This window comes from Streptomyces sp. Je 1-332, from assembly GCF_040730185.1.
In the GTDB taxonomy this organism is placed as follows: Bacteria; Actinomycetota; Actinomycetes; order Streptomycetales; family Streptomycetaceae; genus Streptomyces.
Map to the genome: position 1 here is coordinate 759,039 of NZ_CP160402.1, position 26,604 is coordinate 785,642.

The following is a 26,604-nucleotide window of genomic DNA, read 5'->3' on the forward strand; positions in this document are numbered from 1 at the left end:
AGTTTCAGCAGTCTCTTGTGATCCCGAAAGATAATTTCAGCCCAGGAGCGTTTCAGGAGGGGGCACGGTCATGGCCGAGGACAGCGGGGCGGCGTCGGACAGAGCGGGTGGCGGGCTGAGCCGCCGGCAACTGGGGGCGCGGGCAGTCGCCTTGGGTGGCGCGCTCGCGCTGGTGCCCTTCCCCGCGGGCCCGGCCGCGGCGGCGGGCGCCGCGACCGGAACCAAGCATCCGACACTGCGGCCCGGCAGTCCCGAGCGGGCGGGGCTGCTCGCCGGGCACCTGCGCCAGCTGGTCGCCGACGCGGAGCAGTTCCTCGACCCCTCCCCCAAGCACCCCTGGTACGCGGGCGCCGTCCTGCTCGCGGGCCGCGGCGGCACGGTCGCCCTGCACCAGCCCATCGGCAAGGCGGTGCGCTACGCGGCGTACGACGAGAAGACCGACACCGGCGTCGAGCTGCCTGCCGACCGGCAGATCCCGATGGCCAAGGACACGGTCTTCGACCTCGCCTCCGTATCGAAGCTGTTCACCTCGCTGCTCGCGGTGCAGCAGATCGAGCGGGGCAAGCTGGAGCTGGAGGCCACGGTCGCCTCGTATCTCCCCGATTTCGGGGGTGGCGGCAAGCAGGACGTCACCATCCGACAGCTCCTCACGCACACCTCCGGGTTCCGTGCCTGGATTCCCCTCTTCAAGGAACCCACGCGCGAGGGTCAGCTGCGCCTCATCTGGAACGAGGCACCGCTCAACCCGCCCGGCACCAAGTACCTCTACTCGGACCTGAACCTGATCTCGCTGCAACTCGTGCTCGAAGAGATCACGGGTCGTCAGTTGGACACACTGCTCCGCGACGAGATCACTGCTCCACTCGGGATGCACCGCACACGCTTCAACCCGCCCGCGTCCTGGCAGCCGAAGATCGCCGCGACCGAGGACGCCCGCCTGCCCTGGTCGGGCCTCGACCGCGGCATGGTGTGGGGCGAGGTGCACGACGAGAACGCCTTCGGCTTCGGCGGGGTCGCGGGCCACGCGGGGGTCTTCTCGTGCGCCTGGGACCTCGCGGTCCTCGGCCGCACGCTCCTCAACGGCGGAATCTACGGCCGCTCCCGCATCCTCACCGCCGAGTCCGTGAAGCTGCTGTTCACGGACTTCAACACCGCCTTCCCCGGTGACGAGCACGGCCTGGGCTTCGAGCTCTACCAGCACTGGTACATGGGCGCCATGGCGACACCGCGCACCGCGGGCCACACGGGGTTCACCGGCACGTCCCTCGTCCTGGACCCGACGACCGACTCGTTCCTGGTCGTACTCGGCAACTCGGTGCACCCGGTGCGCAGTTGGCGCTCCGGGTCGGCCCCGCGGGTGGCGGCGGCGAACCGCATGGCACGCGCCGTGCCGGTGCGTCCCGCGCGCGGACGCACCGCCTGGTTCTCCGGCATGACGAACGCCACCGCGGCTACCCTGACCCTGCCGCCGCTCTCCCTCACCACGGACCGGGCGAGGCTGCGCTGCGAACTGTGGTGGGACACCGAGCCGGGCTCGGACCAGCTGCGCCTGGAATCCTCGCGGGACGACGGCACGACGTGGCAGCCGGTGCCGTTCACGACGCAGCACAGGGGATCGGATCCCCGCAGGCACCCCGACGGCACCGCGTCCGGCTGGTCGGGGCGCGTCTGGCACCGCCTCACCGCGGACCTCTCGGGCCTGCGGGGCGAGCAGGTGCGGCTGCGGTGGCGGTACACGACGGATCAGCTCTACGTGGGGCGCGGGGCGTACGCCGACGGGCTGCGGGTCGAGGACGGCGGGCGTACCGCCTTCGACGAGGCACGGCCCGCCGACGCGGCCCGCATCGAGGCGGTGGGGTGGGCCCCGTCGGCCGACTGAGGACGGGCCGCCGGGGCAGAGGCCGCCGGGGCAGCCGCCCTACTCCCCCAGCGCGGCCATGGCCGCGTTGTGCCCGGGGATGCCGCTGACCCCGCCGCCGCGCACGGCGCCCGCGCCGCACAGCAGGACGTTCGCGTGGCGCGTCTCCACGCCCCAGCGGCCGGTGCCGTCCTGGGCGTAGGGGAAGGCGAGGTCGCGGTGGAAGATGTTGCCGCCGGGCAGGCGCAGGTCGCGTTCCAGGTCCAGCGGCGTCTTGGCCTCGATGCAGGGGCGGCCTTCGGCGTCGGTGGCGAGGCAGTCGGCGAGCGGCTCGGCCAGGTGCGCGTCCAGCTGCGCCAGGGTCGACTTCAGGAGTTCGGCGCGTACGGCGTCGTTGTCCTGGGCGAAGAGACGGGCGGGGGTGTGGAGCCCGAAGAGGGTGAGGGTCTGACAGCCGCGCTCCACGAGTTCGGGGGCGAGGATGCTGGGATCGGTCAGGGAGTGACAGTAGATCTCGGAGGGCGGCGCGGCGGGCAGCTCACCGGCCGCGGCCTGGGCGTACGCGGCTCCCAACTCCCCGTAGCCCTCCCCGATGTGGAAGGTCCCGGCGAACGCCTCGTGCGGGTCGACGGATGTGTCGCGCAGCCTCGGGAGCCGTTCGAGCAGCATGTTGACCTTGAGCTGGGCGCCTTCGGCCGGGGCGGGCGGGGCGTCGCCGACGAGCGCGGCTAGCTCCTGCGGTGAGGCGTTGACCAGGACGTGCCGGGCGGCGACGGTGGCCTCGCGCTCGGGGGTGCGGTAGGTGACCTCGGCGCTCTGTCCGTCGGACTCGATGCGGGTGACCTCGTGGCCGGTGGCGAGCTCGGCGCCCGCGGCGCGGGCCGATGCCGCGAGGGCGCCGGTGAGGGCGCCCATGCCGCCGACGGGCACGTTCCAGTCGCCGGTGCCGCCGCCGATGACGTGGTAGAGGAAGCAGCGGTTCTGCCGCAGGGACGGGTCGTGGGCGTCGGCGAACGTTCCGATGAGGGCGTCGGTGAGCACCACGCCGCGCACCAGGTCGTCCGCGAAGCGCTCCTCGATGGCGGCGCCGATGGGCTCCTCGAACAGCGCGCGCCAGGCGGTCTCGTCGCCGATCCGTTCGCGCAGGGCCTCGCGCGTCGGCAGGGGTTCGGTGAGCGTGGGGAACACCTGCTCGGCGACGTGCCCCGTCATGGCGTAGAACTCCCGCCAGGCCTCGTACTCGCGCGGGCCGCCGGTCAGCCGCTCGAAGGCTTGCCTGGTGCGCGCGTCGCCCCCGCCGACGAGCAGTCCGGTCGGACGCCCGTCGCGCTCGGTCGGGGTGTAGGAGGAGACGGTGCGGGTGCGTACCCGGAAGTCCAGGTCGAGGTCCCGGACGATCTTCCGCGGCAGCAGGCTGACGAGGTACGAGTAGCGCGAGAGCCGGGCGTCGACGCCGGCGAAGGGCCGACTGGACACGGCGGCACCGCCGGTCCCGGAGAGCCGCTCCAGGACCAGGACGGAGCGTCCGGCGCGGGCGAGATAGGCGGCGGCCACGAGTCCGTTGTGACCACCGCCGACGATGACGGCGTCGTATCGATCGCGAGGAGGCATAGCCCTTGGTAACACGCGGAGCGCCCCAAAGGGCCGCGAGGAACGGCGCGCCCAACCACGACGCACCGCCATCCGACCACCCACCCGGGCCAGGACCGCGCCCCAAAGGGGCGCGGGGAACGGCGCGACCAGCCACGATGCACCGGCAGCCGACCACCCACCCCACAGGCCCCGCACGCAAGTCCCGCCGGTCAGGACCGCGCCCCAAAGGGGCGCGAGGAACTGCGCGACCAGCCACGACGCAGCGGCAGTCGAACATCCACCGAAGCCGCGCAGCGAAAGGCGCCCCGCGGGTCAATGCCCTCCCGTCGCCCGCCGCTGGCGCAGCGCCGCCACCCGGCGGTACAGCTCGACCGCCTCCGTGCCGCGGCCCAGCTGTTCCAGGCAGTGCGCCTCGTCGTTGCGGCTGGCCAGGGCGTCGGGGTGGTCGGCGCCGAGCACCTGTTCGCGGGCGGCGGCGACGCGGCGGTACTCGGTGAGGGCGTCGGCCCAGCGGCCGAGCCAGCCGAGCCCCACGGCCACCTCGCGGCGGCTGACCAGGGTGTCCGGGTGGTCACCGCCGAGGACGCGCTCGCGTATCGCGCAGACGTCACGGGCCTCGGCAAGGGCTTCCTCCCAGCGACCCTGGCGGCCGAGGTTGACGCCGAGGCCGTGCCTGGCGCGCAGGGTCTCGGGGTCGGCGGGGCCGTTCACGCGGGTGCGGTCGTCGATCAGGTCGCGGTAGAACTGCAGGGCCTCGCCGCTGCGGCCCAGCCTGCCGAGGCTGATGCCCACCTCGTAGCGGGCGGCGAGGGTGTCGGGGTGGTCGGCGCCGAGCGCCCGCACCCGCGCGTCGGCGACCTCGCGGTACGTCTGGAGCGCCTCGGGCCAGCGTCCCAACTGACCCAGCGCGTAAGCGACTTCGTAGCGGGTCACGAGAGTGTCGGGGTGCGTGGCGCCGAGGACACGCGCCCGCGCAAGCGCCACTTCGCGTGCCAACTGGTAGGAATCCTCCAGGCGGCCGAGCCTGCTGAGGTTGTACGCGAGGTTGTGCCGGCAGCGCAGGGTGTCGGGATGGTCGGCGCCCGCGGTCCGCTCCCGGACGGCGAGCACGGAGGTGTACATCTGGTGGGCCTCGAAGTGCCGCCCCAACTGACCCATGACGTACGCCATTTCCTGCCGCGCGGCCAGCGTGTCCGGGTGCTCGGGGCCCAGGGTGCGCTCCCGCCCCTGGGCGACGCGCCCGTACTCCCGCAGGGCGTCGGCCGCGCGCCCGGTGCGGCTGAGCGTGAAGCCCACCTCGTACCGGCTGGCGAGCGTGTCCGGATGGTCGGGGCCGAGCGCGTGCTCCCGCTCGGCGGCCACCGCGCGGTGGACCTCGCCCGCCTCCGCCCAGCGGCCGAGGCGGCCCAGGCTCAGGCCCGCGTTGTGCCGGCTGACGAGGGTGGCGACCACCTCGGGTGACGGCGTGGGCCGTTCGGGCCTGCGCGGGGTCGCGGCCCGGCGCGCGTCGGTGCGCGGGATCCACTCGCCGGTCAGGCCCGCCGCCGCGTCGGGCGGCGTCGTCCGCAGCACGGAGGCGCCGTTCGCCTTGTGCCCGGTCGTCATGCCGCGGGTCCACGAGGGCAGCCGCGGCTCACGCGACGGCGGCTGCTCGGGGCGCCGGACGGGCGGGGTGACGACGGTCGGGACGTACGTGGGCACCGTGCGGCCGGTGACTATACGGCGCCCCAGCTCGCGAGCGTCGCTCGGCCGCTCGTCCGGTTCCTTGGCGAGCAGGTCGAGGACGATCTTCTCGAAGTACTCGGGCAGCTCGTCGCGGTGCGTGCGCGGCGGCTCGGGAGCCGTGTCACGGTGGCCGACGAGCACCGCCCAGGCGTCCTCCAGGTCGAACGGCGGCGCGCCGGTGGCGATCTCGTACAGCACGCATCCGAACGAGTAGAGGTCGCTGCGCTGGTCGACCTGGGCGCCGCTGATCTGCTCGGGCGACATGTAGTGCGGGGTGCCCATCGCGATGCCCGTGCCGGTAAGCCGTGAGGTGAAGCCGATGTCGTGGCCGAGTCTGGCGATCCCGAAGTCGCAGATCTTCACCGTGCCGTCCGTGAGCCGCATGATGTTCGCGGGCTTCAGGTCCCGGTGCACGATGCCCTGTTCGTGGGTGTACGCGAGCGCGGCGGAGACCTGGTCGGCGATCTCCACGACGTCCGCGACGGGCAGCGGATGCTGTTTGTTCTCCTCCAGGAGCTGGCTGAGGTTGCGTCCTTCGAGCAGCTCCATGACCAGATACAGGACGCCGTCGTGCTCCCCGAAGTCATGGACGACGGTCACGCCGCGGTGCTGCAGCGCGGCGGCGACGCGAGCCTCGCGGCGGAACCGCTCACGCAGCACTCGGGTGAAGGACTGGTCGTGCTGGGGCCCCATCGGCTTGAGGCATTTCACCGCGACCCTGCGCCCGAGCGACTCGTCGCGGGCACGCCACACCTCGCCCATGCCGCCGCGTCCGATCAGGTCCAGTAGCCGGTACCGGCCCTGGATCAGCCTGGTGTCCGCCATCTCCCGCCGTCGCCCCCGTTGCCTCGCTTCGCCCTCCCCGGCCCGTCCAGTATGGCTGCCCGCCTGCCGAGTTTGTACGGGGCAGGCCGGGCGCCGGGCCCGAGCCTGGCCATGGCGCGCAGAATGTGCTTCGGGGGAAGTTGCCAGCGTAGACGTGCGGGAACGGTGCGCAGGATGGTGCCGGTGGTGACGAGCCGCCGGGTCACGGTGGCGGGCGGCGGGGCCGTCCTGCCGTACAACTCGTGGGCGTAAGGCGGCAGCGAGGCGTACGCCAGATTCGCCACGCGCCGCCACAGCAGGGTGCGCGCCGGGATCAACAGCGGGTGGGTCGGCGGGCGTTGGAGGAAGTCGTCGACGTCGCGCGCCTCGGGCCCGGCGGCGAGGTCGGGCCGCACCCGCTCGAAGTACGCGGCGAGTTCGGCGGTCGACGCAGGGACGCCTTCGGGGTCGAGGCCGACGAGCCGGGCGCTCTCCCGCTGTTCGGCGACATACCGGTCGGCGAGTTCGCCGGTGAGCCGGAACCCCGACCGGCGCGCGACGTGCAGATAGGAGTCGATCTCGGCGCAGTGCACCCACAGCAGCAGCTCGGGCTCGTCGACGCCGTACCGCTCCCCCGTCTCGGGATCGGTGGCTTTTATCATCGTGTGGATCTTCCGCACGCGCGCCCCCGCGTGCTCGGCGACCTCGGTGGTGCCGTACGAGATGGTGCCCACGAAGTTGGCGGTCCGCATGAGGCGGCCCCAGGCGTCCTTGCGGAAGTCGCTGTTCTGCATGACGCCGCGGACCGCGCGGGGGTGCAGGGCCTGTAGATACAGGGCGCGGATCCCGGCGACCCACATCATCGGGTCGCCGTGCATCTGCCAGGTCACGGACGAGGGACCGAAGAGCCCCGGGTCGGCCATACAACCACCTCCTGGACGCAGGCTACGCCGGGTCAACTCCGGCCCGTGCGAGGGAGATCCGAGGTCAGATAGGAGATGACCATGTCCCCCAGCATCGTCCGGTAATGCGCACGGCGCGAGGCCTCGGTGAGGTCGCGGCCGAAGAGGGTGCGGAAGGTGTGCCGGTTGGAGACGCGGAAGAAGCAGAACGAGCTGATCATCGCGTGCAGGTCGACCGCGTCCACCTCGGCGGTGAACACGCCCTCCTCGCGCCCGGTTTCGAGAATGGAGGCGATGACGTCGATCGCCGGAGAGCTGAGGGAGGCGAGACTCGGTGAGGCGCCGATGTGCTTCGCCTCGTGGATGTTCTCGATGCTGACGAGACGGATGAAGTCCGGGTGCGCCTCGTGGTGGTCGAAGGTGAGCTCGGCGAGCCGCCTGATCGCGGACACCGGGTCCAGATGCCCGACGTCGAGCTGCTGCTCCTCGTGCCGGATGACCTTGTACGCCCGCTCCAGGACCGCGGTGAACAGCTGGTCCTTGCTGCCGAAGTAGTAGTAGATCATCCGCTTCGTGGTCCGCATGCGGGCGGCGATCTCGTCCACCCTGGCTCCCGCGTATCCCATGCGGGCGAACTCCTCGGTGGCCACGTCGAGGATCTCCCCCCGCGTACGGGCCGCGTCCCGGGTTCGCTTGACGGGCGGGGACGGCGGGGGGACAGCGGCGGCCATGCGGCTCCTCAGGGCGGATACATCGGCGCCGGTCAGTCTAATGCTGGTGAAGATGCTGAGCCGCGAGCCGGACCGCCGCGTTCTGGGCTCCGTATCCCCGGTAGCCGCCTGTGCGTTGCACCAACTCGAAGAAGACCCGCCCGACCGTGGCCGTGTAGCAGTGGAGGAACTCCCCCCTCTCGTCGCGGTCGTAGAGGATGCCGAGCTCCGCGAGGGTGGCCAGGTGCTGGGCATCCAGCTCGTGGCGGGCGTCGAGGTCGTCGTAGTAGTTGGCGGGGATCGGAAGCAGGCCCGTGCCGTGCTCTCGTACGCGCCGGGCCGCGCCGACGATGTCGTCCGTCGCGAGCGCGATGTGCTGAAGGCGGCTGCCCTCGGCGTCCGGCGCCGGCGCGATGTTGAGGACCATGCGCACGCCGCCGTCGTGGGACGCGACGGCCCGGCTGCGCACGAGGCCGTATGGGTCGGCAAGATCGTGGCTGTCATCGGCTTCCAGGCCCAGCACGCCCCGGTGGAACAGCGATGCCTCGTCGAACTGGTGCCAGGGCTGGGTGAGGGCGATGTGGTCGATGCGGCGGACTGCGTTGGCCGGTTCGCCTGCCCCCTCCCCCAGCAGCGCCCGCGGCCCGACGCCGGTGAAGTCACCGGTCCAACTCGGGTGGTCGGTCTGCTCCGTGCGGCAGAAGAAGAACTCCGTGCCGTCGGGCGCGGCCACCGCGTCCAGGGGCGCGTCCCGCGGCCCCCTGCGCCTGGGCACCACGGGGGCGAGCAGCGCCTCGGCACGCCGTGCGGACCGGTCCGGGTCGGGGGTCTCCACGCCGACAGCGGTCAGCGCGGGGCCTTGACGACGGTCGCCGGCACTGCCGCCGACGCCCACACCGGTGTTCAGCAGAATCCGGGCGTCCCCCTGCTCCCACAGCTCGACCGGCTTCCAGGTGTGCCGTGCGGTGTGGGCGAAGCCGAGGGACTCGAGGACTCCCCGCAGCGGTTCGGTGTCCGCCGCGGTCAGCTCGGCGAAGGCGAACCCGGAGGGCGCGGCGGCGACGGGCAGCGCGGACAGACCGGCCGATTCCTCCAGGAGGAGCAGGGAGCGGAGCGCGTCGACGGCGGTCGAGGCGGCGCCCGCCTGCCGGAAGACGTCGTTGAACACTTCGAGGGACAGCGGCCCTTGATATCCGGCCCGCACGGTGGCGGCCACCAGAGGGGCGAGGTCGAAGCCGCCCTGGCCGGGGAAGCAGCGGTAGTGCCTGCTCCACTGGAGGACGTCCATCGCCATCAGGGGGGCGTCCGCGAGCTGGAGGAAGAAGATCTTCTCGCCGGGGATGTCCGCGATGCCCTTGGGGTCGGACCCACGGGAGAGGATGTGGAAGCTGTCCAGGCAGGTGCCGAGTGCCGGATGGTCCGCCTGTTCGACGATCCGCCAGGCATGGTCGTACGTGCTGACGTGCCGGCCCCAGGCCAACGCCTCGTAGGCGATACGGATGCCGTGGGCCGCCGCCCGGTCGGCGAGCAGCCGCAGCTGCTCGGCGGCGAGCGCGTCGTCGTCGACCGACTCGGGGGCGACGCTGGAGCAGACGAGCAGCAGGTCCGCGCCGAGGCGCTCCATCACGGCGAACTTGCGTTCCGCGCGCCGAAGGTTGCGGGCGAGGACGTCGGCGGGGACGGCCTCGAAGTCGCGGAACGGCTGGTAGAGGTCGATGCCCAGGCCGAGGTCGGCACAGCGCAGCCGTACGTCCTCGGGGCTGAGCGGGGCGCCGAGCAGGTCGTTCTCGAAGATCTCCACGCCGTCGAATCCGGCGGTGGCGATGGCGGTGAGCTTCTCGGAGAGCGGGCCGCTGAGCGAGACGGTGGCGATCGATTTACGCATGGGTGTCCTCCTGTCGTGCCGGGACGTCAGGCCGCCGGGGAGGCGGCCAGATCCCCGAGGTCGGCGAGCATCGGTCCGGTGTGCGGTTCGAGCCCGGTGAAGAGCCGGAAGGCGTCGGCCGCCTGGAAGACGGCCATGCCTCCACCGTCGAGGGTGCGGCACCCGATGGCGCGCGCCGCGCGCAACAGGTCGGTCTCCAGCGGCCGGTAGACGACTTCGGCCACCCACAGTCCGGGCCTGAGCAGCGTGACCGGCAACGGCAGGCCCGGGTGCGCGAGCATGCCGGTCGGCGTGGCGTGCACGAGACCGTCCGCGGCGGCGAGGCGCTCGGCCGTCACCGTGGTGGGCGCGGACGCCGCACGGCCGGGGCCGAAGCGTGCGGTCAGCGCGGTGGCGAGGGCGCCGGAGCGGGCCGGGTCGGTGTCGATGAGGGTGACCCGGTCGACGCCGAGGTTCAGCAGGGCGTGCGCCACCGCGGCGCCTGCGCCACCCGCGCCGAGCTGGACGACGTCACCGGTCGGCGCGTCGGCGAGGCCGCGGGCGAAGGACTGGGCGAAGCCGGTGGCATCGGTGTTGTGCCCGATCGCCCGACCGTTTCTGAAGACAACGGTGTTGACGGCGCCGAGCTCGGCGGCGTCGGGGGCGAGCTCGTCCAGGTGCTCGATGACCAGCTGTTTGCAGGGGTGGGTGATGTTCAGGCCGTCGAAGCCGAGACGCCGGGCGGCGTGCACCAACTCCCCGACGTCATCGGGCGCGACGCCGAGGACGTCGATGTCGAGGGTGCGGTAGACGAGGCGCACCCCGTGCCGGTCCGCCTCGCGTTCGTGCAGGGCGGGGCTCAGGGAGGGGCCGATGCCGGAGCCGATCAGGCCGGTGAGGTACGAGGTCATCGAGAGTTCCTGTGGGTCGGCTTGGCGGGGTGGTTCACGAGGTCGCGGCGGGGGTGGTTGTCTCAGAGAGCGGCGGCCTCGGGCCGCGTCGTCGGCGCCTTGGCCGCACCGTCGCGCACACCGAGATCGGCCGTGGGCACCGTGTGCGTCTCGCGCCCCGTGGCCACGGCGATCGCACAGATCGCGCAGAAGGCGGCGGTGAAGGTCGCGACGCCGACCCAGCCGTCGCCGTCGGGGCCGTCGATCTGGGCCGCGAAGGTCACCGCGAAACCGGCGATGGCGAAGCCGATCTGGGTGCCGATGGCCATGCCGGAGAGCCGAACCCTGGCGGGGAACATCTCACCGTAGAACGAGGGCCAGATGCCGTTGGCCGCGCTGTAGACGACGCCGAAGAGCAGCACGCCGGTCACGAAGACCAGGGGGTAGCTGCCGGTGGAGATCGCCCACAGGTAGACGAAGATCATCACTGCGCTGCCGATCGCCCCGACGAGGAAGACGGGCTTGCGGCCGATCCGGTCGGAGAGCCTGGCCCAGAGCGGGATGGCGAGCAGGGCGACCGCGTTGGCGCTGCCGGCGACCCAGAGCATGCCGGTCTTGTCGAGGCCGACCGCGTCACTCGTGGCGAACGACAGCGCCCAGACGGAGAAGATGGTGCTGACGGTCGCGATCAGCGCGGCGGCGACCACCCGCAGTACGTCGGCCCAATGGTCCCTGAGCAGCTCCGCGAGCGGCATCTTGGCCACCTCCCGGTCGGCGGAGACCTGTTGGAAGACGGGGGTCTCGTCGAGGGTGCGGCGGATGACGTATCCGGCGACCGCGACGAGGGCGCTCAGCAGGAACGGAACACGCCAGCCCCAGCTGTAGAGCTGTTCGTCCGGCAGGGCGGCGACCGGCAGGAACACCAGGGTCGCGAGGAGCTGACCGGCCTGGGTCCCGTTGAGCGTGAAGCTCGTGTAGTAGCCGCGCCGGTGTTCCGGCGCGTGCTCCAGCGTCATCGCGTTGGCGCTGGCCTGCTCGCCGGCCGCGGACAGTCCCTGGAACACCCGCATCAGGACGAGGAGCACCGGGGCGACGGTGCCGACCTGGGCGTACGTCGGCAGACAGCCGATGAGGAAGGTGGAGAGCCCCATCAGGATCAGCGTCCAGACCATGATCTTCCGTCGGCCGAGCCGGTCGCCGAAGTGGCCGAGGACGAGAGCGCCGAGGGGGCGGGCGGCGTAGGCGACACCGAAGGTCGCGAGGGAGATGAGGGTGGCGGTGGCCGGGTCGTCCGGGTCGAAGAAGACCTTGGGGAAGACGAGGGCGGCGGCGCTGCCGTAGATGAAGAAGTCGTAGTACTCGAGCGCGCTGCCGATCCAGGCGGCGAAGGCGGCCTTGCGTGGCCGGCCCTGGGGCGGGGTGGCCGGAGGCTGGTCTGCCTGCGGGTGAGCGGACACGTGAACTCCTCGGGGAGAGCAGCCCGGCCCCGCCGGGGGGGGAGGCTGCGAGGGGACGTAGTTAACGCACTAGATAGTTAATTAACTTGGGTGAGATGCTGGCCCGCCCCTCGGGCCGTGTCAATACTTCTGGGTGTAACAGCTGCGGGGGTGGCCGCGAGACCTCGACGAGGTCCCGGGCCACCCCCGGCAAACAGGCGAACGAGGGTCAGCGGCGCACCCGCGGCATCCCCAGCCCGATCCAGGAGATGATCTCTCGCTGGATCTCGTTGTTGCCGCCGCCGAAGGTGAAGATGACGGCGCTGCGGTAGCCGCGCTCCAGCTCTCCGTGGAGGACCGCGCCCGCGGAGCCCTCCTTGAGCGAACCCGCAGAGCCGACCACTTCCATGAGCCAGGCGTACGCGTCCCTGCGCGCCTCGGAGCCGTACACCTTCACGGCGGAGGCGTCCTGGGGGGTGAGGGTGCCCTCCTGGACGGCGTTCACCATCTGCCAGTTGAGGAGCTTCATCGCGTCCAGCTTGGTGTGCGTCCTGGCCAGGCGCTGGCGGACCCACGCGAGGTCGATGACGCGGCGGCCGTCGGCGAGCTTGGTGTCGGCGGCCCAGCGCTGGACGTTGTGGAAGGCGCGGATCGCCATGGTGCCGTGCGCGGCGAGCGTGACGCGTTCGTGGTTGAGCTGGTTGGTGATGAGCCGCCAGCCCTTGTTCTCCTCGCCCACGCGGCGTGACACCGGGACGCGGATGTTCTCGTAGTAGCTCGCCGTGGTGTCGTGCGAGGCAAGGGTGTTGATGATGGTGCAGGAGTAGCCGGGGTCGCTCGTCGGCACCAGGAGCATGGTGATGCCCTTGTGCGACGGGGCGTCCGGATCGGTGCGTACGGCCAGCCAGACCCAGTCGGCGGTGTCGCCGTTCGTGGTCCAGATCTTCTGCCCGTTGACGACATACTCGTCGCCTTCGCGTACCGCCTTGGTCTTGAGCGCCGCGAGGTCCGTGCCGGCGTCCGGCTCGCTGTAGCCGATCGCGAAGTCGAGCTCACCGGAGAGGATCTTCGGCAGGAAGTACGCCTTCTGCTCCTCCGTGCCGAACTGCATCAGGGTCGGCCCGACGGTGTTCAGGGCCATCAGGGGCAGCGGGACGTTGGCCTGTGCGGCCTCGTCGAAGAAGATGAACTGCTCCATCGGGGAGAGCCCGCGGCCACCGAACTCCTTGGGCCAGCCGACGCCCAGCCATCCGTCGGAGCCGAGGCGGCGGATGGTCTCCCGGTAGAACTGCTTCTGGGCGGCGGGGTCGGCGTATCGGGCGTACGCGTTGTCGGGCACCAACTCGGCGAAGTACGAACGCAGCTCGGTACGCAACTGCCGCTGCTCAGGCGTGTATTCGAGGTGCACGGCCCCTCCTGCTTTCGCTGGCTCGCCCTCCGGGCTTGGGCTTGACGGCGCACACAGTAGAACGCGTTGCAGAAATAGGGAATGGCGGTGACGTAAGCGCTGCGCGCGCGTGGGCGGCAGGTGGTTCGGCGCCTACCCGGCCGCCGCAAGTCCGCCGCGTTCGGCTAGGCCCGCGGGTCACCCGCGGAGTACAGAACCTGCGCCGCACCCCATTCGACGAACGTCTCCGCCTGCTCCATGCCGATCGACTCGAGCAGGCGACGCGACCGAGCATTGGCTTCCTGCGTGACCGCGACCACCTCCGAGCCCTCGGCGGTCACCTCGCGCACCCAGGCGACCGCGGCGGTCACCGCCTCACGGCCGTATCCCAACCCCCAGTGTTCGGGCAGCAGTTGGTACGACACCTCGGTCCGCCCGGCATGCCGTGAGTCAGGTTTCAGCTGTACGCTGCCGATCACCGCTCCGGCCGTTCGCAGCGTCACGCCGAAGGCGCCGCGCACACCGACGCAGTGCTCCTCGCGCACGCGAAGTGTCTCCTTGTCGACCGGCCCGCCGAGGTGGCGGCGGACGTCCTCGTCCGTCCAGAGACGCGTCATGGCGGGGACGTCGCCCTCCTCGATCGGGCGCAGGACGAGGCGGTCCGTGGTGAGGGTGGCGGGCCAGGGGAACGTGCTCGGTGATCGCGACATGATGGCGATCCTCCCGGACCGGGCCCCGGGACACGCGAACAGCTCCGCCCCGGCAGCGAGTTCGCTGCCGGGGCGGAGCTGGTTCAGGCGGAGGCGCGTCAGCCGAGAAGGCCCAGCGCCTTGTTCAGCGTGGCCGACGGGCGCATGACCGATGCGGCCTTGGCCTCGTCGGGCTGGTAGTAGCCGCCGATGTCGGCGGGCGAGCCCTGGACGCCGTTCAGCTCGTCGACGATCGTCTGCTCCTGCTCGACCAGCGTCTTGGCCAGCGGGGCGAACGACTCCGCGAGCTGCGCGTCAGCGGTCTGCTTGGCCAGCTCCTGGGCCCAGTACATGGCCAGGTAGAAGTGGCTGCCGCGGTTGTCGATGCCGCCGACGCGACGGGTCGGCGACTTGTCCTTCTCCAGGAAGGTCGCCGTGGCGCGGTCGAGGGTGTCCGCCAGGACCTGCGCGCTCGCGTTGTTCGTGGTCTGCGCGAGGTGCTCGAAGCTGGAGGCCAGGGCAAGGAACTCACCCAGGCTGTCCCAGCGCAGGTAGTTCTCGCGGACCAGCTGCTGGACGTGCTTGGGGGCGGAGCCGCCCGCGCCCGTCTCGAAGAGGCCGCCGCCGTTCATGAGCGGAACGATGGAGAGCATCTTGGCGCTGGTGCCGAGCTCCAGGATCGGGAACAGGTCCGTGAGGTAGTCACGGAGCACGTTGCCGGTCACCGAGATGGTGTCCTCGCCGCGGCGGATGCGCTCCAGGGAGAACGCGGTCGCGTCCACCGGCGACATGATCTCGATCTGCAGACCGTCGGTGTCGTGCTCGGGCAGGTACGCCTTGACCTTCTCGATGAGCTGCGCGTCGTGCGCGCGGGTCTCGTCGAGCCAGAACACGGCCGGCGAGCCGGTCGCGCGGGCGCGGTTGACGGCCAGCTTGACCCAGTCGCGGATCGGGGCGTCCTTGGCCTGGCACATCCGGAAGATGTCACCGGTGGAGACGGCCTGCTCCAGTACGACGTCGCCGGCCTCGTTCAGGACGCGCACCGTGCCGGGCGCGGCGAGCTCGAAGGTCTTGTCGTGGCTGCCGTACTCCTCGGCCTTCTGCGCCATGAGGCCGACGTTGGGCACCGAGCCCATCGTGGACGGGTCGAAGGCGCCGTTGGCGCGGCAGTCGTCGATGACGACCTGGTACACGCCGGCGTAGCTGGAGTCGGGCAGCACCGCGAGGGTGTCGTGCTCGCCGTCGTCCGGGCCCCACATGTGGCCGGAGGTGCGGATCATCGCGGGCATCGAGGCGTCGACGATGACGTCGGACGGCACGTGCAGGTTCGTGATGCCCTTGGTGGAGTCGACCATCGCGAGCTCCGGGCCCTCGGCGAGCTCGGCCTCGAAGGACGCCTTGATCTGCTCGCCCTCGGGAAGCGCGTCGAGGCCGTTGAGGATGCCGCCGAGACCGTCGTTCGGGCTCAGGCCCGCGCCGGCCAGCGCCTCACCGTACGCGGCGAACGTCTTCGGGAAGAAGGCGCGCACGACGTGGCCGAAGATGATCGGGTCGGAGACCTTCATCATCGTGGCCTTGAGGTGCACGGAGAACAGCACGCCGTCGGCCTTGGCCTTGGCGATCTGCGCGGTGAGGAACTCACGCAGCGGACCCACACGCATGACGGAGGTGTCGACGACCTCGCCCGCGAGGACCGGTACGGACTCGCGCAGCACGGTGGTGCTGCCGTCCTCACCCGTGAACTCGATGCGCAGCGTGCCGGCGTCGGCGATGGTCGTGGACTTCTCGGTGGAGCGGAAGTCGTCGACGCCCATGGTCGCGACGTTCGTCTTCGAGTCGGCCGTCCAGGCGCCCATGCGGTGCGGGTGCGCCTTGGCGTAGTTCTTCACCGAGGCGGGGGCACGGCGGTCGGAGTTGCCCTCGCGCAGGACCGGGTTGACGGCGCTGCCCTTGACCTTGTCGTACCGGGCGCGGATGTCCTTCTCCGCGTCGGTCTTCGGGTCCTCCGGGTAGTTCGGCAGCGCGTAACCCTGCGACTGCAGCTCGGCGACGGCCGCCTTCAGCTGCGGGGTCGACGCCGAGATGTTCGGCAGCTTGATGATGTTCGCGCCGGGCGTCTTGGCCAGCTCGCCCAGCTCGGCGAGGGCGTCGTCGATGCGCTGGCTCTCCTCGAGGAACTCGGGGAAGAGAGCGATGATGCGCCCCGCCAGGGAGATGTCACGGCTCTCCACGGCGACCCCTGCCGTCGAGGCATAGGCCCTGACCACCGGCAAGAACGAATACGTCGCGAGGGCCGGGGCCTCGTCGGTCTGGGTGTAGATGATGGTCGAGTCAGTCACCGGGTGCTCCGCTCCACGTCTGCAACATTGCTCGACATCAAGATATCTCGTGACCGTCCCCTTCCACGAAGCGGCCCCGCATTGCGGGCGTCACAGCCCGTAGCCCCCGTCACGCTCCGTGGTGCGCGCCGCCACGGATGGTTGCTGTCCGGTTCCCACAAGATCCGGTCCGTCGTTCCTGGCGGTGACAGGGCCCTTGCGGCCGGGCCCGCGCGGCGAGGATGAGCGGATGATCGCTCCCCCGGACGTCGCTTTCCTAGACGTCGCTCCCCCGGACATCGGTCCCCCGGACATCGCTCCACTGGACCCGGCTGATCCCGTCTTCGCGCGCGACCCGTACCCCTATTACGCGCGCCTCCGCGACCAGGGGCCCGCCGTGCGAGTGCCGCTCGCCAACGGGACGTACGCCTGGCTCGTCACCGGGTACGAGCCGACGCGGGCCGTGCTCGCCGACCCCCGCTTCTCGAACGCGCCCCCGCAGGGTGCCGGGCAGCCGAAGGGTGACTCGCCCGCGCAGCGCGCCCGCGCCTGCCTCGGCCGGCACATGCTCAACGCCGACGCCCCCGATCACACCCGACTGCGGCGGCTGACCACCGCCGCGTTCGCCCCGCGCCGCGTCGACGCGCTGCGGCAGCGGATCGAGGAGCTGACCGCCGGGCTTCTGCGGGAGATGGTGCTACGGCTGCGGCGCGAGGGGAGCGTGGATCTGGTGGACGCCTTCGCCTTCCCCCTCCCGGTCCTGGTGATCGGTGAGGTGCTCGGTGTGCCGGAGGCCGACCGGGCGGATCTGCGGGAGTGGACGTACCGGGTCGGCTCCCCCGCCGACGCGCTGGAGCCGGGTGCGGTGGACGAGGCGTGGAGCGGTCTGTACGGCTACTTCACCGAGCTGATCGCCCGCAAGCGGCGCGCGCCCGGCCCCGACCTGTTCAGCGCGCTCACGCAGGACGCGACAGACGGCGGCCTCGACGACGGGGAACTGCTCGCCATGGCGTTCCTCCTCCTGTTCGCGGGCTACGAGACCACGATGAACCTCCTCGCCTCGGCGTCACTGCTGCTGCTCACCCACCCCGAGGAGCTGGCAGCAGCCCGTCGTGATCCCGGGCGCTGGCCCGCCGTCGTGGAGGAGACGCTGCGGCACGCCAGCCCGCTGGAGGGCACGACCTGGCGGCACACGACGCAGGACGTGGACCTCGGCGAGGGCGTGGTCATCCCCCCGGGCGCCTCCGTCCTCGCGGTACTCGCCGCTGCCAACCGCGACCCCCGCCACTTCACGGAACCGGACTCCTTCCGTCCAGCCCGCTATCTGGCAGGCCACGAGGGATCGCGCACGGCGCCGCACGCCGCGTTCGGTCACGGAGCGCACTTCTGCCTCGGCTCACGTCTGGCCCGCCTGGAGGCGAGGATCGCGCTTCCCCAGCTGTTCGCGGCGTTCCCGCGCCTCCACCTGACGGCCGACCCGGCCCAACTCCCCTACCGGCCGGGCCTTTTGGTACGAGGCCCGCTGAGTGTCCCCGTCACCACCGCGCCACTGCCCGCCGGGACCACGGTCACCGCGTGAGCAGCAGCGCGTCTCCCACCGCGCGTTCCGTACCGTCCGACGGGGAGTTGATCACCTTGCCGTTCACCGTCATCGTGACCGAACCGCCGCCGTCCAGCGCCATGGCCCGTACCGCGCCGAGCGACTTCATCAGCTCCGCGCCTTCGCCCAGGCCGAGCCCGTCGCTGTGGCCGGGCTGCCTGCCGTCCGTGGCCGCCAGGAGCATGCGGCCCTGCCGGTCGACGCCCAGGAGCATGCGCGGGTTGCGCTTGATGCCCCAGGTGTACGCGAAGGAACGGTCTCCGGCGCGCTCGATGCCGTCGGCGGCGTAGTTCACGGCCACCTCGCCGCCGCGCACCAGCTCGGGGCCGCCGTTGACGATGTCGTCCTGCGGGCCGAGCTTCAGCTCCCGGCCCCGCTCGTCCAGGACGCGCTCCCGTAGTTTCAAGACGCTGCCCTGCTTCGCGTGTGTACGCAGCCAGGTGGCGCCGGATCCGATGCCCGCGAGGACGCTGCTGCCTTCCGGCACCGCGCCGCCGCGCGCACGCACCTCTCGTACGCGCCCGTTCGCGTCGAGAACCGCCTCCACCCCCTCGCCCGCCGGGGTGTTCGCGCCGAGCTCGTCGGTGAACTTCACGATCTCGTCGGGGTCGGTGCAGGTCACGTCGTGCTGCGGACGCTCCGTCGGGGAATCGCCGCCGACACCGCCGCAGTTGCGGACCAGGCCCGGGACTCGGTTCACACCGTCCACGACCGCGGACGCCGATCCCGCGGCGACCCGGAGCTCCGTGCTCAGCTTCTTGAACTCCGGACGCAGACCGTCACCACGCAGCACCGCCGCGATCCGCCCGTTGGTGGCCGCGCTCTGCAACTCCCCGTCATACGCGGCGATTCCGGCTGCCGCGCCCGGCACCCCGTCCTTGCCCTCCATGACGAAGAAGCCCGCGTTGACGCCGAGCAGGGCGTCTTCGCCCGCGGCCATGCTGCTCACCGTCTCGCGGCCGGCCACATCCGTGCCGTACGTGCCCTTCATCGAACCGCCGTAGTGCTTCGGGTCGACGACCGCCACCTTCACCCGGGCGACTCCGGCGCGGGGCGCACCGTCGGCGCCGGTCCACTCGCTCACCGCGTCGAACCCGGCGGCGGCGAGCTCCTTTTGCCGGGCGTCGGCCTCGGCACGCGCGTCGTACTCCCCCACCCGAACGCGCACCCCGATCACGCCGGTCCTGTCGGAGCCCCGCGGCCACGAGACCGCCTCGGCCCGCGCGCCGAACCCCGCCGCGCGCACCCGCTCGGCCAGCGCCTCCGCTTCCGGCTCGGCGGCGAGGTGAGCGCCGTCCGCCCGCACGGTGACGGTCCAGTGGTCGGCCCCGGGCCGCCCCGAGATGGTCCCCTGGTAGAGATCGACCCCAGCGGCGAGGCGGTCGTGCTGCCAGTCGGCGATCGGCTCCGGGACAGCGGCAGTTGACGGGGCGGCGGCAGCGGCGTCACCGTACCGGTCGACGACGACACCGGGGGCGAGGAGCCCCGCGGCGGCGACGGCCACCACCGACGCCTTCGCTGCGGCTCCGGACGGACGGCGGGCAAGGACCACGGGAACTCCTGGGTCGCGTAGGGACACCCGCAGCGAACGTGAGCGCGCGGACGGCGATCGATCCCAGGAGTGAATACCAGAAGTCCGGCCGGAGAACAGACCCCGTTCCCCGCGATTCGGCCCGCGTTCAGCCGTCCCGGCCCGTGGAGCGCGCCCGGTGTCTGCGGACCGCGTCACGGTTGGCGCACCGCTGGGAGCAGTAGCGCTGCCGCCCGGTGCGTGAAGTGTCGGCGAAGATCGTGGCGCACTCGGTCACGGCACACCGCCGGAGCCGATGCATGCCACGCCCGGCCAGGTGCAGCGCCGTACCGACGGAGATCAGCTGGAACAGCAGGGCGCCGAGGGGCTGCCGGTCGTCGCGGTAGTGCAGATGCCAGCCCGAACCGTCGTGGTCGGTCAGCCGGGGGTGGGCGGCGGACGCCGCGAGCATCCGGTGGTCGCCCACGTGACCGAATCGGCTCCGCCGCACCGGACGGGATTCGCCCTCGGACTCGCCATGGCCGTCAACCAGATCGCCATCGTGGTGATGCCACCGGTGCTCGGCCTGCTCAAGGACCTCACCGGCAGCTTCGTGCCGGTCTGGGGGCTCCTGTCGGCGGTGACCGCGGCCGCCCTGACCATCTCGGTCCGGGCACGGCCGGGCAACCGGCCCCTTCGTGTGGCCGACACGGCGTCTGCGGTCCACCGTGAAGCAGTACGAGGTGTCGCCGCCACCACGGTGGGTAGCCGCGCCTCCGCAGCGGAAGCCGCCGTGAGACCACGCGGAACGACGTGACGAGGACTGGAGGGATCACCGTGAGCGAGGAGCTGCCCGAGACCCGGGGCGAGGACGAGACGCCCGTGCCGAGGGATCTGCCCGATCAGCAGGCATCGGACGAGGAGGACCACTGGGAGCCGGACGACGAGTCGGCCACCACGGGCAACGCCCCGGACGCCGACGACGACGTACCGGACACGGACGAGGCGGGCACCGGCCGGCGCGGCGCGCCGCACTCGGGCGGCGTGCGTCCGGACCAGCCGGTGCCTGACGAGCCCGCCGACTGAGCGGGGGTCACTGAGGTACCCGGGGCGGCCCCCGCCTGCGTACGCTCAGCGGGGCGGCCTCGGCTCGGCGGACACGGCGAGGGTGAACGAGTGGCCCGCCGGGTCGCTGTAGGTCCGGGTATCCCTGGGGCCGGAGTTGTCCTTGGTGTCCACGGGCCGGGCGCCCAGGCCGATGGCCTCACGCTCCGCCTCGTCGATGTCGCCGCGGTCCACCAGGATCCTGAGGTGCGCCTGCTGCGCGTCCTCGGGACGCGGCCAGCTCGGGGGCGCGTAGCCGTAGTCCCGGTGGATCGCGAGGCAGATGCCCTGGCCGTCGTAGACCTCGACGTAATCGGGGTCGTTGCCCATGCTGGCCGTGGCGCCGAGCAACCCCGCGTAGAACTCCGCGAGCTCCTCCGGCTTCGCACAGTCCAGGACGAGGACAGCGGTCTTCTTCACACCCATGGGGGTTCCTCTTCTGTCGGCTGGATCGACGTGGATCGGCATGCGTCGTCGTAGATCGGCACAGAGGCGGTGGCCGTCCCGCCCGACCACGCCGCGACTGTCCGAGTGCCCCGCTCGGCCCGCCTCAATCGGCATACACCGGCGGGCGCACGGGTGACCCCGCGCGGGCGACACTGGGGGCATGCGCCTCGTCGACCAGAGCCCGTCCCCGTCCCTCTACGGCCGTCTCCGCGTCGAGCGGCGCGACCTGTCGCCCGCCCGCTGGCTGGAGCAACGCCCGCCCCACGACGACGGATTCGGCACGGTCGCCGGTGTCTGCGCGCCCGGCTTCGACGCGTACGCGCGCGTCCTGCACCCGGCCTGGCTCGGCGCTCGGCCGGTGCGGTGGGACCAAGTGGCGGCCGCGTACGGCCGTTCGGTGTCGGCGGCCACGCGATGGCACGAGCTGATCGGCTTCGGGGGCCGCCTCCTCTACCGGAACGACGACACACCGACCCTCCCCGGCGTCTGGGACGAACACCCCGACGAGGGCCCGACCCCCGCCCACCTCGCCCGCACCCTGATCTCCGTCCTTTCCCGGCACACCCGTACCCCTGACCGCTGCTGGTACGGACTCTGGGAGGGATACGGCCAGTACAACTGGGACGGCTGCCCCGTGTTCCGCACGCCGGGCCGCGACGAAATCCTGCTCTCCGGGCCGCTGGACGACGCCGACTCGCCCGCGTCACCGGGCGGTGATCCCGATGAGGGGGTGCCCGAGCTCCCCGACCTGTGGTGGCCCGACGACCGCGCCTGGTGCGTGGCCGGTGACGTCGATCTGGTGAGTACGTACGTCGGCGGTTCGGCGGCCTGCGTAGCGGATCTCCTCGCGACTCCCGGCCTTGAGGCGTACGAGATCGCCGAGACCTCGGCGGTCGACTGATCTGCCGTCACCGGAGGTGATCTACCGTCACCGTCGGGGTCGAACTCCTCTATCACGGCGCCATGTTCGAGGGGCGAGATCACGACGAAAGCCTCGTCTCGGCGGCCTCTTGCGCCTCCCTGTCCTGCGCGCGCCGCGGGGTGACTAGCATGGCGCGATGTGTGGTCCGGAAGATCGCCGTCCCCTTTGGCGTTCCCGCCGGACCCGCGACCGATGCGTACATCGGTCGGCTCGCTGCTTACCTGCACTCAAGGACCGAGGGACCGCTGAATGCCCGTGCCTGCTCCTCCCAGCCCGCACCGAATAGAGAAGGCGCCCCGGCCCGCGTCGGCCCTGCCCGTGGTCGTGCTGGTGGTGACCGCCGCGGCCGGTGCCGTCGCGGGCCTCATGGCGCCGGACAACGCCCGGGTCTGGACGGTGGCTTCGGTCCTGACCGGCTGGCTGTGTCTGGCGATCACGCTCGTGACGAGTTCGCTGCTCGTCAAGCGGGTCCGCGGGGCCGCCGCCGCCGACCGCTCCGAGGCCGCGTCCCTCAAGGCGCAGCTGGCGCGCCAGGGCGCCGAGTCCGCACATCTGGTGAACGTCACGCTGCCGACCGTGGTGAAACGGCTGCGCGAGGGGACGAGTGCCACCGAGACCTTGGCGCAGACCGCCCCACCGTCGGACCCGCAACTGCGCCAGGTCATCCACGTGTTCGCGTCCGTGGTGGAGGAGACCGTCCGGCACGCGGCCGACGTCGAGTCCCGACGCGACCAGGCGCAGGGGCAACTCGCCAACGCGGCCGAGGAGTTGGACCAGCTGACCGGGGTGACGCTGCCGGCCGCGATCGAGCGGCTGCGTGAGGGCGCGTCCGCGGACACGGTGCTGGCCGCTCTGGAGTGGCCCCGCAATCCCCTGCTGCGGGTGCCCGCCGAATCGTTCGTACGGGAACTCGCCTACAGCGAGCGGCGCGCCGCGGCCGCGCAGGCGGCGTCCGCCAAGGCGCTGAGCCGCGTGCAGGCCAAGTCCGTGAGCATGCTCGCCGACCTGCGGGACATGCAGGAGCGGCACGGCGTCGAGGTCTTCGGCGATCTGCTGCGTCTGGACCACAGCACGTCGCAGCTGGGTCTCATGACCGACCGCCTCGCCCTGCTGATGGGTGGTCGCTCCAGCCGCGCCTGGAACAAGCCGATCGTCATGGAGAGCATCCTGCGGGGCGCGGTGGGCCGGATCTCCGCGTACCAGCGGGTGCGGCTGCACTGCTCGACGACGGTGGCGATCGCCGGTTTCGCCGCGGAGGGCGTCATGCACGTCCTGGCCGAACTGATGGACAACGCGGCGAACTTCTCGCCGCCCATCGACGAGGTGCACGTCTATGTGGAGGAGCGCAGCGCCGGGATCGTCGTGACGATCGAGGACAGCGGCCTGAAGATGGCCGACGCGGCGATGCGCCGTGCGGAGGAGGCGGTCTCCGGGCACGTGAATGACCTGGCATCGCTGCAGGGCACCCGGCTCGGTCTCGCGGTGGTCGGGCGCCTCGCCGCCAAGTACGGCATGAGCGTCAACTTCCGGCCGTCCTCACGCGGCGGCACCGGCGTCGTGGTGCTCCTGCCCCCGCAGCTCCTGGCCCAGCAGCGCGACCCCGCTCCCCAGCAGCTCGCTCCCCGCGGCGTGGAACCGACGCCCGCGCAGGCACCGGCGACTGCCGCGCCGGCAGTTCCCGCGCAGGGGACCCCGGAGTCCCCCGCAGCCACCCCGGAGCAAGCCGCCTCCGCTCAGCCCGCCACCGGTACGGAGACCCGGCCCCAGCCCCAGCCGGAGCACTCCCGCCCCGCGGCCGCCACCACCAACGGTCTGCCCGTGCGCGCCCCCGGCCGCACGATGGCCGAGGCGGAGCGTGAGCGCGAGCAGCGCAGGGCGGCGTCCGACGCGGCCGCCGGAGCCGGGACGCTCTCCGGGGACGCGGGTCTTCCGCCGCGGGACGCCGGTTCGCGTTTCGGTGCCTTCCACCGTGCGCGGCGGGCCGCGGGCGACGTGCCCGGCTCCCCCGCGGCTCCCGAGTCCACCGCGGCTCCTGAGTCCCCCGCCGATCACGGGCCGCCGCCCGCCGAGTAGACCGAAGCCACCCGCACGGCGCCCGGGCTCTGGCGCCCCCCTTCCCCGCTCGAAATCGTGAGATTGGAGGGACGGGCAGGTGACCGGAAGAACCGCGCATCTCGCCCCGCCTACCATGCAGACCACTGACAACAGCCTGACCTGGCTCCTGCAGAGCCTCCTGAAGCGCACCCCCGGTACGCGGCACGCCCTGGTGCTCTCCCGGGACGGCCTGAAGCTGTGCTGGAGCGAGCATCTGACGCTCGACCAGGCTGACCAGCTGGCGGCGATCTGCTCCGGCATCCAGGCGCTCGCCCAGGGCGCCTCGATGGAGTTCGGCGACGGGACCGGCGGTGTCCGGCACTCGATGACCGAGTTCCACGGCGGGCTGCTCTTCATCGTCGAAGCCGGTCTTGGCGCGCATCTGGCCGTGGTGGCGGAGGAGAACGCCGACCCGGGAGTCGTGGGGCATCAGATGACCGAACTGGTCGAGCAGATCGGTGAACATCTGCGTGCCGAGCCGCGCGGTCAGGGCGAAGGCAGCGGCTCCTCGTGACGCCGCGCAGGCCCGTGGACATCGGTGATCCGGACCGGCTCTACACGGTCACCGGCGGTCGCAGCCGCGCCGACGACGATTCGTTCGACCTGGTCACGCTGGTGGTGAGCGAGTGCGAGCCCACTGCCGGGATGCAGTCGGAGCACGTACGGATCCTCGAACTGTGCCGGCATCCGACGGCCGTGGTGGAGATCGCCGCGGAGATGAAGCTGCCGATCACGGTGGTGCGGATCCTCCTGGGTGACCTGCTCGCGATGGGCCGGATCACCGCCCGCCATCCCCGCGCGGCCGGCTCGGCCGCCTCGATCCCCGATTCCGCCCTTCTCAAGGAGGTGCTCCATGGGCTCCGCAACATCTGAGCTGCCCTCCCGTACGCCCCTTTCCGACACTGCCGAGACCGGCCTGAAGATCGTCGTCGTGGGCGGCTTCGGGGTCGGCAAGACCACGCTGGTCCGGTCGGTCAGCGAGATCCGTCCGCTGAACACCGAAGAGGTGATGACACAGGCCGGCATCGGCGTCGACGAGACGGCCGACGTCGCCGCCAAGACCACTACGACGGTGGCCTTCGACTTCGGCCGCATCAGCCTCAACGAGCGTGTGGTGCTCTATCTGTTCGGCGCTCCCGGCCAGGAGCGCTTCTGGTTCCTGTGGGACCGGCTCTTCGCCGGCACGCTCGGCGCGGTCGTCCTGGTCGACACGCGGCGCATGGACGAGTCCTGGTACGCCATCGACCGTCTCGAACATCACAAGACGCCGTTCGTGGTGGCCGTCAACCGCTTCGACGACGACACCTCCACGCACTCCCTGGAGGAGATCCGCCAGGCCCTCGCGCTGCCCGACCATGTGCCGCTGATCGACTGCGACGCACGGGTGAGATCGTCGGGCAAGGACGTCCTGATCACCCTCGTGGACCACCTCTACGCACTGGCCATGGCCCAGGAGATGACACCGTGACCGAGCCGACCGGATCCCCTTACGAGCAGAGCCCGCCGCCCGGGTGCCCGGCCCACGCGGGTACCGGCGCGGTGCGCCTGGGCGGTCTGGAGTACCAGCAGACGCCGTCGCAGCTCTACCGCAGCCTGCGCAGGGAACACGGCGCCGTCGCGCCGGTGCTGCTCGACGGTGACGTGCCCGCGTGGCTGGTGCTCGGCTACTCCGAGGTCAGCTATGTGACCGGCCACGACGAGCTGTTCGCCCGTGACTCGCGGCGCTGGAACCAGTGGGAGCACATACCCGCGGACTGGCCGCTGCTCCCGTTCGTCGGCTACCAGCCGTCGGTCCTGTTCACCGAGGGCGCGGAGCACCGGCGGCGGGCGGGGGTCATCACGGAGGCCCTCGAAGGGGTCGACCAGTTCGAACTGGCCCGGGACAGCGCCCGGATCGCCGACCGGCTCATCGCCGAGTTCGCCGGCAGCGGCCAGGCGGAGCTGATGGACGCGTACGCGCACGCGCTGCCCATGATCGCCGCGGTGCAGATGTGCGGCATGCCGGAGGCGAGCACGGACACCCAGCAGCTGGTGGACGATCTGCGGATCTCGCTCGACGCGCACGAGGGTGACGACCCGGTGGCGGCGTACACCCGCGTCGCGGAGCGCATCCAGCTCCTGGTCAAGGAGAAGCGGGAGAAGCCGGGCGCCGACGTCACGTCGCGGATGCTGACGCATTCGGCGGGCCTCACCGACGAGGAGATCGTCCAGGACTTGATCTCCATCATCGCGGCGGCGCAGCAGCCGACGGCCAACTGGATCTGCAACACGCTGCGGTTGATGCTGACCGACGAGCGGTTCGCCCTGAACGTGTCCGGCGGGCGCCTCAGCGTGGGCGAGGCGCTCAACGAGGTGTTGTGGCTCGACACCCCGACCCAGAACTTCATCGGCCGCTGGGCGGTGCGCGACACCCAGCTCGGCGGGCGGCAGATCCGGGCGGGCGACTGTCTGGTGCTCGGCCTCGCCGCGGCCAACACCGACCCGCAGATCTGGCCCGAGTCGCATGTCGGCCCGGAGAACTCCGCGCACCTGTCCTTCAGCCACGGCGAGCACCGCTGCCCCTACCCGGCGCCGCTGCTCGCGGACGTCATCGCGAGGACCGCGGTCGAGACGCTCCTGGAGCGGCTGCCCGACCTCGTCCTCGCGGTGGAGCCGCACGAGCTGACCTGGCGCCCGTCCATCTGGATGCGCGGTCTGACGTCGCTGCCGGTGCAGTTCACGCCTGTGGCGCACTGAGACGGGGCCGGGGCG

General features: G+C 71.7%; 22 protein-coding genes and 1 pseudogene. 10 read left to right on the forward strand and 13 right to left on the reverse strand.

Annotated features, from left to right (window positions below; translation table 11 throughout):
- Positions 1-70: 70 nt before the first annotated feature.
- Positions 71-1,879 carry a serine hydrolase gene (locus ABXJ52_RS03550; RefSeq protein WP_367039057.1) on the forward strand — a complete coding sequence of 603 codons (1,809 nt, stop codon included), beginning with the start codon at positions 71-73 and terminating at the stop codon, positions 1,877-1,879.
- 39 nt (positions 1,880-1,918) lie between these two features.
- On the opposite strand, the gene ABXJ52_RS03555 is transcribed toward ABXJ52_RS03550, so the two are convergent.
- The 10 genes from ABXJ52_RS03555 to ABXJ52_RS03600 form a co-directional block, all read right to left on the reverse strand.
- Positions 1,919-3,469, reverse strand: a complete 1,551-nt coding sequence (locus ABXJ52_RS03555; RefSeq protein ID WP_367039058.1) for an NAD(P)/FAD-dependent oxidoreductase — start codon at positions 3,467-3,469, stop codon at positions 1,919-1,921.
- A gap of 294 nt (positions 3,470-3,763) precedes the next feature.
- Entirely contained in the window at positions 3,764-6,001 is a 2,238-nt protein-coding gene (locus ABXJ52_RS03560) for a tetratricopeptide repeat protein (protein WP_367039059.1), read from the reverse strand.
- Positions 5,983-6,903 (reverse strand): oxygenase MpaB family protein, encoded by a 921-nt coding sequence (locus ABXJ52_RS03565; protein WP_367039060.1) that lies wholly within the window; start codon positions 6,901-6,903, stop codon positions 5,983-5,985. Before ABXJ52_RS03565 ends, ABXJ52_RS03560 begins: the two co-directional genes overlap by 19 nt.
- Before the next feature lie 32 nt (positions 6,904-6,935).
- On the reverse strand, positions 6,936-7,613 hold the full coding sequence (locus ABXJ52_RS03570; RefSeq protein WP_367039061.1) for a TetR/AcrR family transcriptional regulator: 678 nt from the start codon (positions 7,611-7,613) through the stop codon (positions 6,936-6,938).
- A gap of 37 nt (positions 7,614-7,650) precedes the next feature.
- Positions 7,651-9,477: a TIM barrel protein gene (locus ABXJ52_RS03575; RefSeq protein WP_367039062.1), complete on the reverse strand. Its 1,827-nt coding sequence runs from the start codon at positions 9,475-9,477 to the stop codon at positions 7,651-7,653.
- 26 nt (positions 9,478-9,503) lie between these two features.
- Entirely contained in the window at positions 9,504-10,367 is an 864-nt protein-coding gene (locus tag ABXJ52_RS03580; protein ID WP_367039063.1) for a shikimate dehydrogenase, read from the reverse strand.
- 62 nt (positions 10,368-10,429) lie between these two features.
- On the reverse strand, positions 10,430-11,803 hold the full coding sequence (locus tag ABXJ52_RS03585; RefSeq protein WP_367039064.1) for an MFS transporter: 1,374 nt from the start codon (positions 11,801-11,803) through the stop codon (positions 10,430-10,432).
- 208 nt (positions 11,804-12,011) lie between these two features.
- Positions 12,012-13,190: an acyl-CoA dehydrogenase family protein gene (locus tag ABXJ52_RS03590; RefSeq protein WP_367039065.1), complete on the reverse strand. Its 1,179-nt coding sequence runs from the start codon at positions 13,188-13,190 to the stop codon at positions 12,012-12,014.
- 164 nt (positions 13,191-13,354) lie between these two features.
- Positions 13,355-13,879, reverse strand: coding sequence for a GNAT family N-acetyltransferase (locus ABXJ52_RS03595; protein WP_367039066.1), 525 nt, complete (start codon positions 13,877-13,879; stop codon positions 13,355-13,357).
- Positions 13,880-13,977: 98 nt separating this feature from the next.
- Positions 13,978-16,197, reverse strand: coding sequence for an NADP-dependent isocitrate dehydrogenase (locus ABXJ52_RS03600; RefSeq protein ID WP_367039067.1), 2,220 nt, complete (start codon positions 16,195-16,197; stop codon positions 13,978-13,980).
- A 229-nt stretch (positions 16,198-16,426) separates the two neighbouring features.
- On the opposite strand from ABXJ52_RS03600, the gene ABXJ52_RS03605 reads away from it, so the two are divergent.
- Complete coding sequence (locus tag ABXJ52_RS03605) at positions 16,427-17,755, forward strand: cytochrome P450 (RefSeq protein ID WP_367039068.1); 1,329 nt, start codon at positions 16,427-16,429, stop codon at positions 17,753-17,755.
- Here ABXJ52_RS03605 and ABXJ52_RS03610 read toward each other — a convergent pair.
- Complete coding sequence (locus ABXJ52_RS03610) at positions 17,745-19,328, reverse strand: phosphodiester glycosidase family protein (protein ID WP_367039069.1); 1,584 nt, start codon at positions 19,326-19,328, stop codon at positions 17,745-17,747. The two genes, ABXJ52_RS03605 and ABXJ52_RS03610, sit on opposite strands and share 11 nt — an antisense overlap.
- Before the next feature lie 127 nt (positions 19,329-19,455).
- Positions 19,456-19,764, reverse strand: a pseudogene (locus ABXJ52_RS03615) (CGNR zinc finger domain-containing protein); the annotation flags it as partial.
- 9 nt (positions 19,765-19,773) lie between these two features.
- Here ABXJ52_RS03615 and ABXJ52_RS03620 point away from each other — a divergent pair.
- Both ABXJ52_RS03620 and ABXJ52_RS03625 read left to right on the forward strand, forming a co-directional pair.
- Positions 19,774-20,103: a hypothetical protein gene (locus ABXJ52_RS03620; protein WP_367039070.1), complete on the forward strand. Its 330-nt coding sequence runs from the start codon at positions 19,774-19,776 to the stop codon at positions 20,101-20,103.
- Positions 20,104-20,123: 20 nt separating this feature from the next.
- Positions 20,124-20,372, forward strand: coding sequence for a hypothetical protein (locus ABXJ52_RS03625; protein ID WP_367039071.1), 249 nt, complete (start codon positions 20,124-20,126; stop codon positions 20,370-20,372).
- 45 nt (positions 20,373-20,417) lie between these two features.
- Here the strand turns inward: ABXJ52_RS03625 and ABXJ52_RS03630 are convergent, their stop codons facing one another.
- Complete coding sequence (locus ABXJ52_RS03630; protein WP_367039072.1) at positions 20,418-20,816, reverse strand: VOC family protein; 399 nt, start codon at positions 20,814-20,816, stop codon at positions 20,418-20,420.
- A gap of 181 nt (positions 20,817-20,997) precedes the next feature.
- On the opposite strand from ABXJ52_RS03630, the gene ABXJ52_RS03635 reads away from it, so the two are divergent.
- The 6 genes from ABXJ52_RS03635 (at position 20,998) to ABXJ52_RS03660 (ending at position 26,589) form a co-directional block, all read left to right on the forward strand.
- Positions 20,998-21,738, forward strand: a complete 741-nt coding sequence (locus ABXJ52_RS03635; protein ID WP_367039073.1) for a hypothetical protein — start codon at positions 20,998-21,000, stop codon at positions 21,736-21,738.
- A 270-nt stretch (positions 21,739-22,008) separates the two neighbouring features.
- Positions 22,009-23,832, forward strand: coding sequence for an ATP-binding protein (locus ABXJ52_RS03640; protein WP_367039074.1), 1,824 nt, complete (start codon positions 22,009-22,011; stop codon positions 23,830-23,832).
- Between the two features lie 115 nt (positions 23,833-23,947).
- On the forward strand, positions 23,948-24,367 hold the full coding sequence (locus tag ABXJ52_RS03645) for a roadblock/LC7 domain-containing protein (protein ID WP_367039075.1): 420 nt from the start codon (positions 23,948-23,950) through the stop codon (positions 24,365-24,367).
- On the forward strand, positions 24,364-24,726 hold the full coding sequence (locus ABXJ52_RS03650; protein WP_361840052.1) for a DUF742 domain-containing protein: 363 nt from the start codon (positions 24,364-24,366) through the stop codon (positions 24,724-24,726). The genes ABXJ52_RS03645 and ABXJ52_RS03650 overlap by 4 nt, the downstream gene beginning before the upstream one ends.
- Positions 24,707-25,321, forward strand: a complete 615-nt coding sequence (locus ABXJ52_RS03655; protein ID WP_367039076.1) for an ATP/GTP-binding protein — start codon at positions 24,707-24,709, stop codon at positions 25,319-25,321. Before ABXJ52_RS03650 ends, ABXJ52_RS03655 begins: the two co-directional genes overlap by 20 nt.
- Positions 25,318-26,589 carry a cytochrome P450 gene (locus ABXJ52_RS03660; RefSeq protein ID WP_367039077.1) on the forward strand — a complete coding sequence of 424 codons (1,272 nt, stop codon included), beginning with the start codon at positions 25,318-25,320 and terminating at the stop codon, positions 26,587-26,589. Before ABXJ52_RS03655 ends, ABXJ52_RS03660 begins: the two co-directional genes overlap by 4 nt.
- The last annotated feature ends 15 nt before the right edge of the window (positions 26,590-26,604 follow it).

Excerpts from the sequence above, each read along its gene's own strand:
- ABXJ52_RS03550 (WP_367039057.1), top strand. The coding sequence starts at position 71 with ATGGCCGAGGACAGCGGGGCGGCGTCGGACAGAGCGGGTGGCGGGCTG.
- ABXJ52_RS03555 (WP_367039058.1), bottom strand. The coding sequence starts at position 3,469 with ATGCCTCCTCGCGATCGATACGACGCCGTCATCGTCGGCGGTGGTCAC.
- ABXJ52_RS03560 (WP_367039059.1), bottom strand. The coding sequence starts at position 6,001 with ATGGCGGACACCAGGCTGATCCAGGGCCGGTACCGGCTACTGGACCTG.
- ABXJ52_RS03565 (WP_367039060.1), bottom strand. The coding sequence starts at position 6,903 with ATGGCCGACCCGGGGCTCTTCGGTCCCTCGTCCGTGACCTGGCAGATG.
- ABXJ52_RS03570 (WP_367039061.1), bottom strand. The coding sequence starts at position 7,613 with ATGGCCGCCGCTGTCCCCCCGCCGTCCCCGCCCGTCAAGCGAACCCGG.
- ABXJ52_RS03575 (WP_367039062.1), bottom strand. The coding sequence starts at position 9,477 with ATGCGTAAATCGATCGCCACCGTCTCGCTCAGCGGCCCGCTCTCCGAG.
- ABXJ52_RS03580 (WP_367039063.1), bottom strand. The coding sequence starts at position 10,367 with ATGACCTCGTACCTCACCGGCCTGATCGGCTCCGGCATCGGCCCCTCC.
- ABXJ52_RS03595 (WP_367039066.1), bottom strand. The coding sequence starts at position 13,879 with ATGTCGCGATCACCGAGCACGTTCCCCTGGCCCGCCACCCTCACCACG.
- ABXJ52_RS03605 (WP_367039068.1), top strand. The coding sequence starts at position 16,427 with ATGATCGCTCCCCCGGACGTCGCTTTCCTAGACGTCGCTCCCCCGGAC.
- ABXJ52_RS03630 (WP_367039072.1), bottom strand. The coding sequence starts at position 20,816 with ATGGGTGTGAAGAAGACCGCTGTCCTCGTCCTGGACTGTGCGAAGCCG.
- ABXJ52_RS03635 (WP_367039073.1), top strand. The coding sequence starts at position 20,998 with ATGCGCCTCGTCGACCAGAGCCCGTCCCCGTCCCTCTACGGCCGTCTC.
- ABXJ52_RS03640 (WP_367039074.1), top strand. The coding sequence starts at position 22,009 with ATGCCCGTGCCTGCTCCTCCCAGCCCGCACCGAATAGAGAAGGCGCCC.
- ABXJ52_RS03645 (WP_367039075.1), top strand. The coding sequence starts at position 23,948 with ATGCAGACCACTGACAACAGCCTGACCTGGCTCCTGCAGAGCCTCCTG.
- ABXJ52_RS03655 (WP_367039076.1), top strand. The coding sequence starts at position 24,707 with ATGGGCTCCGCAACATCTGAGCTGCCCTCCCGTACGCCCCTTTCCGAC.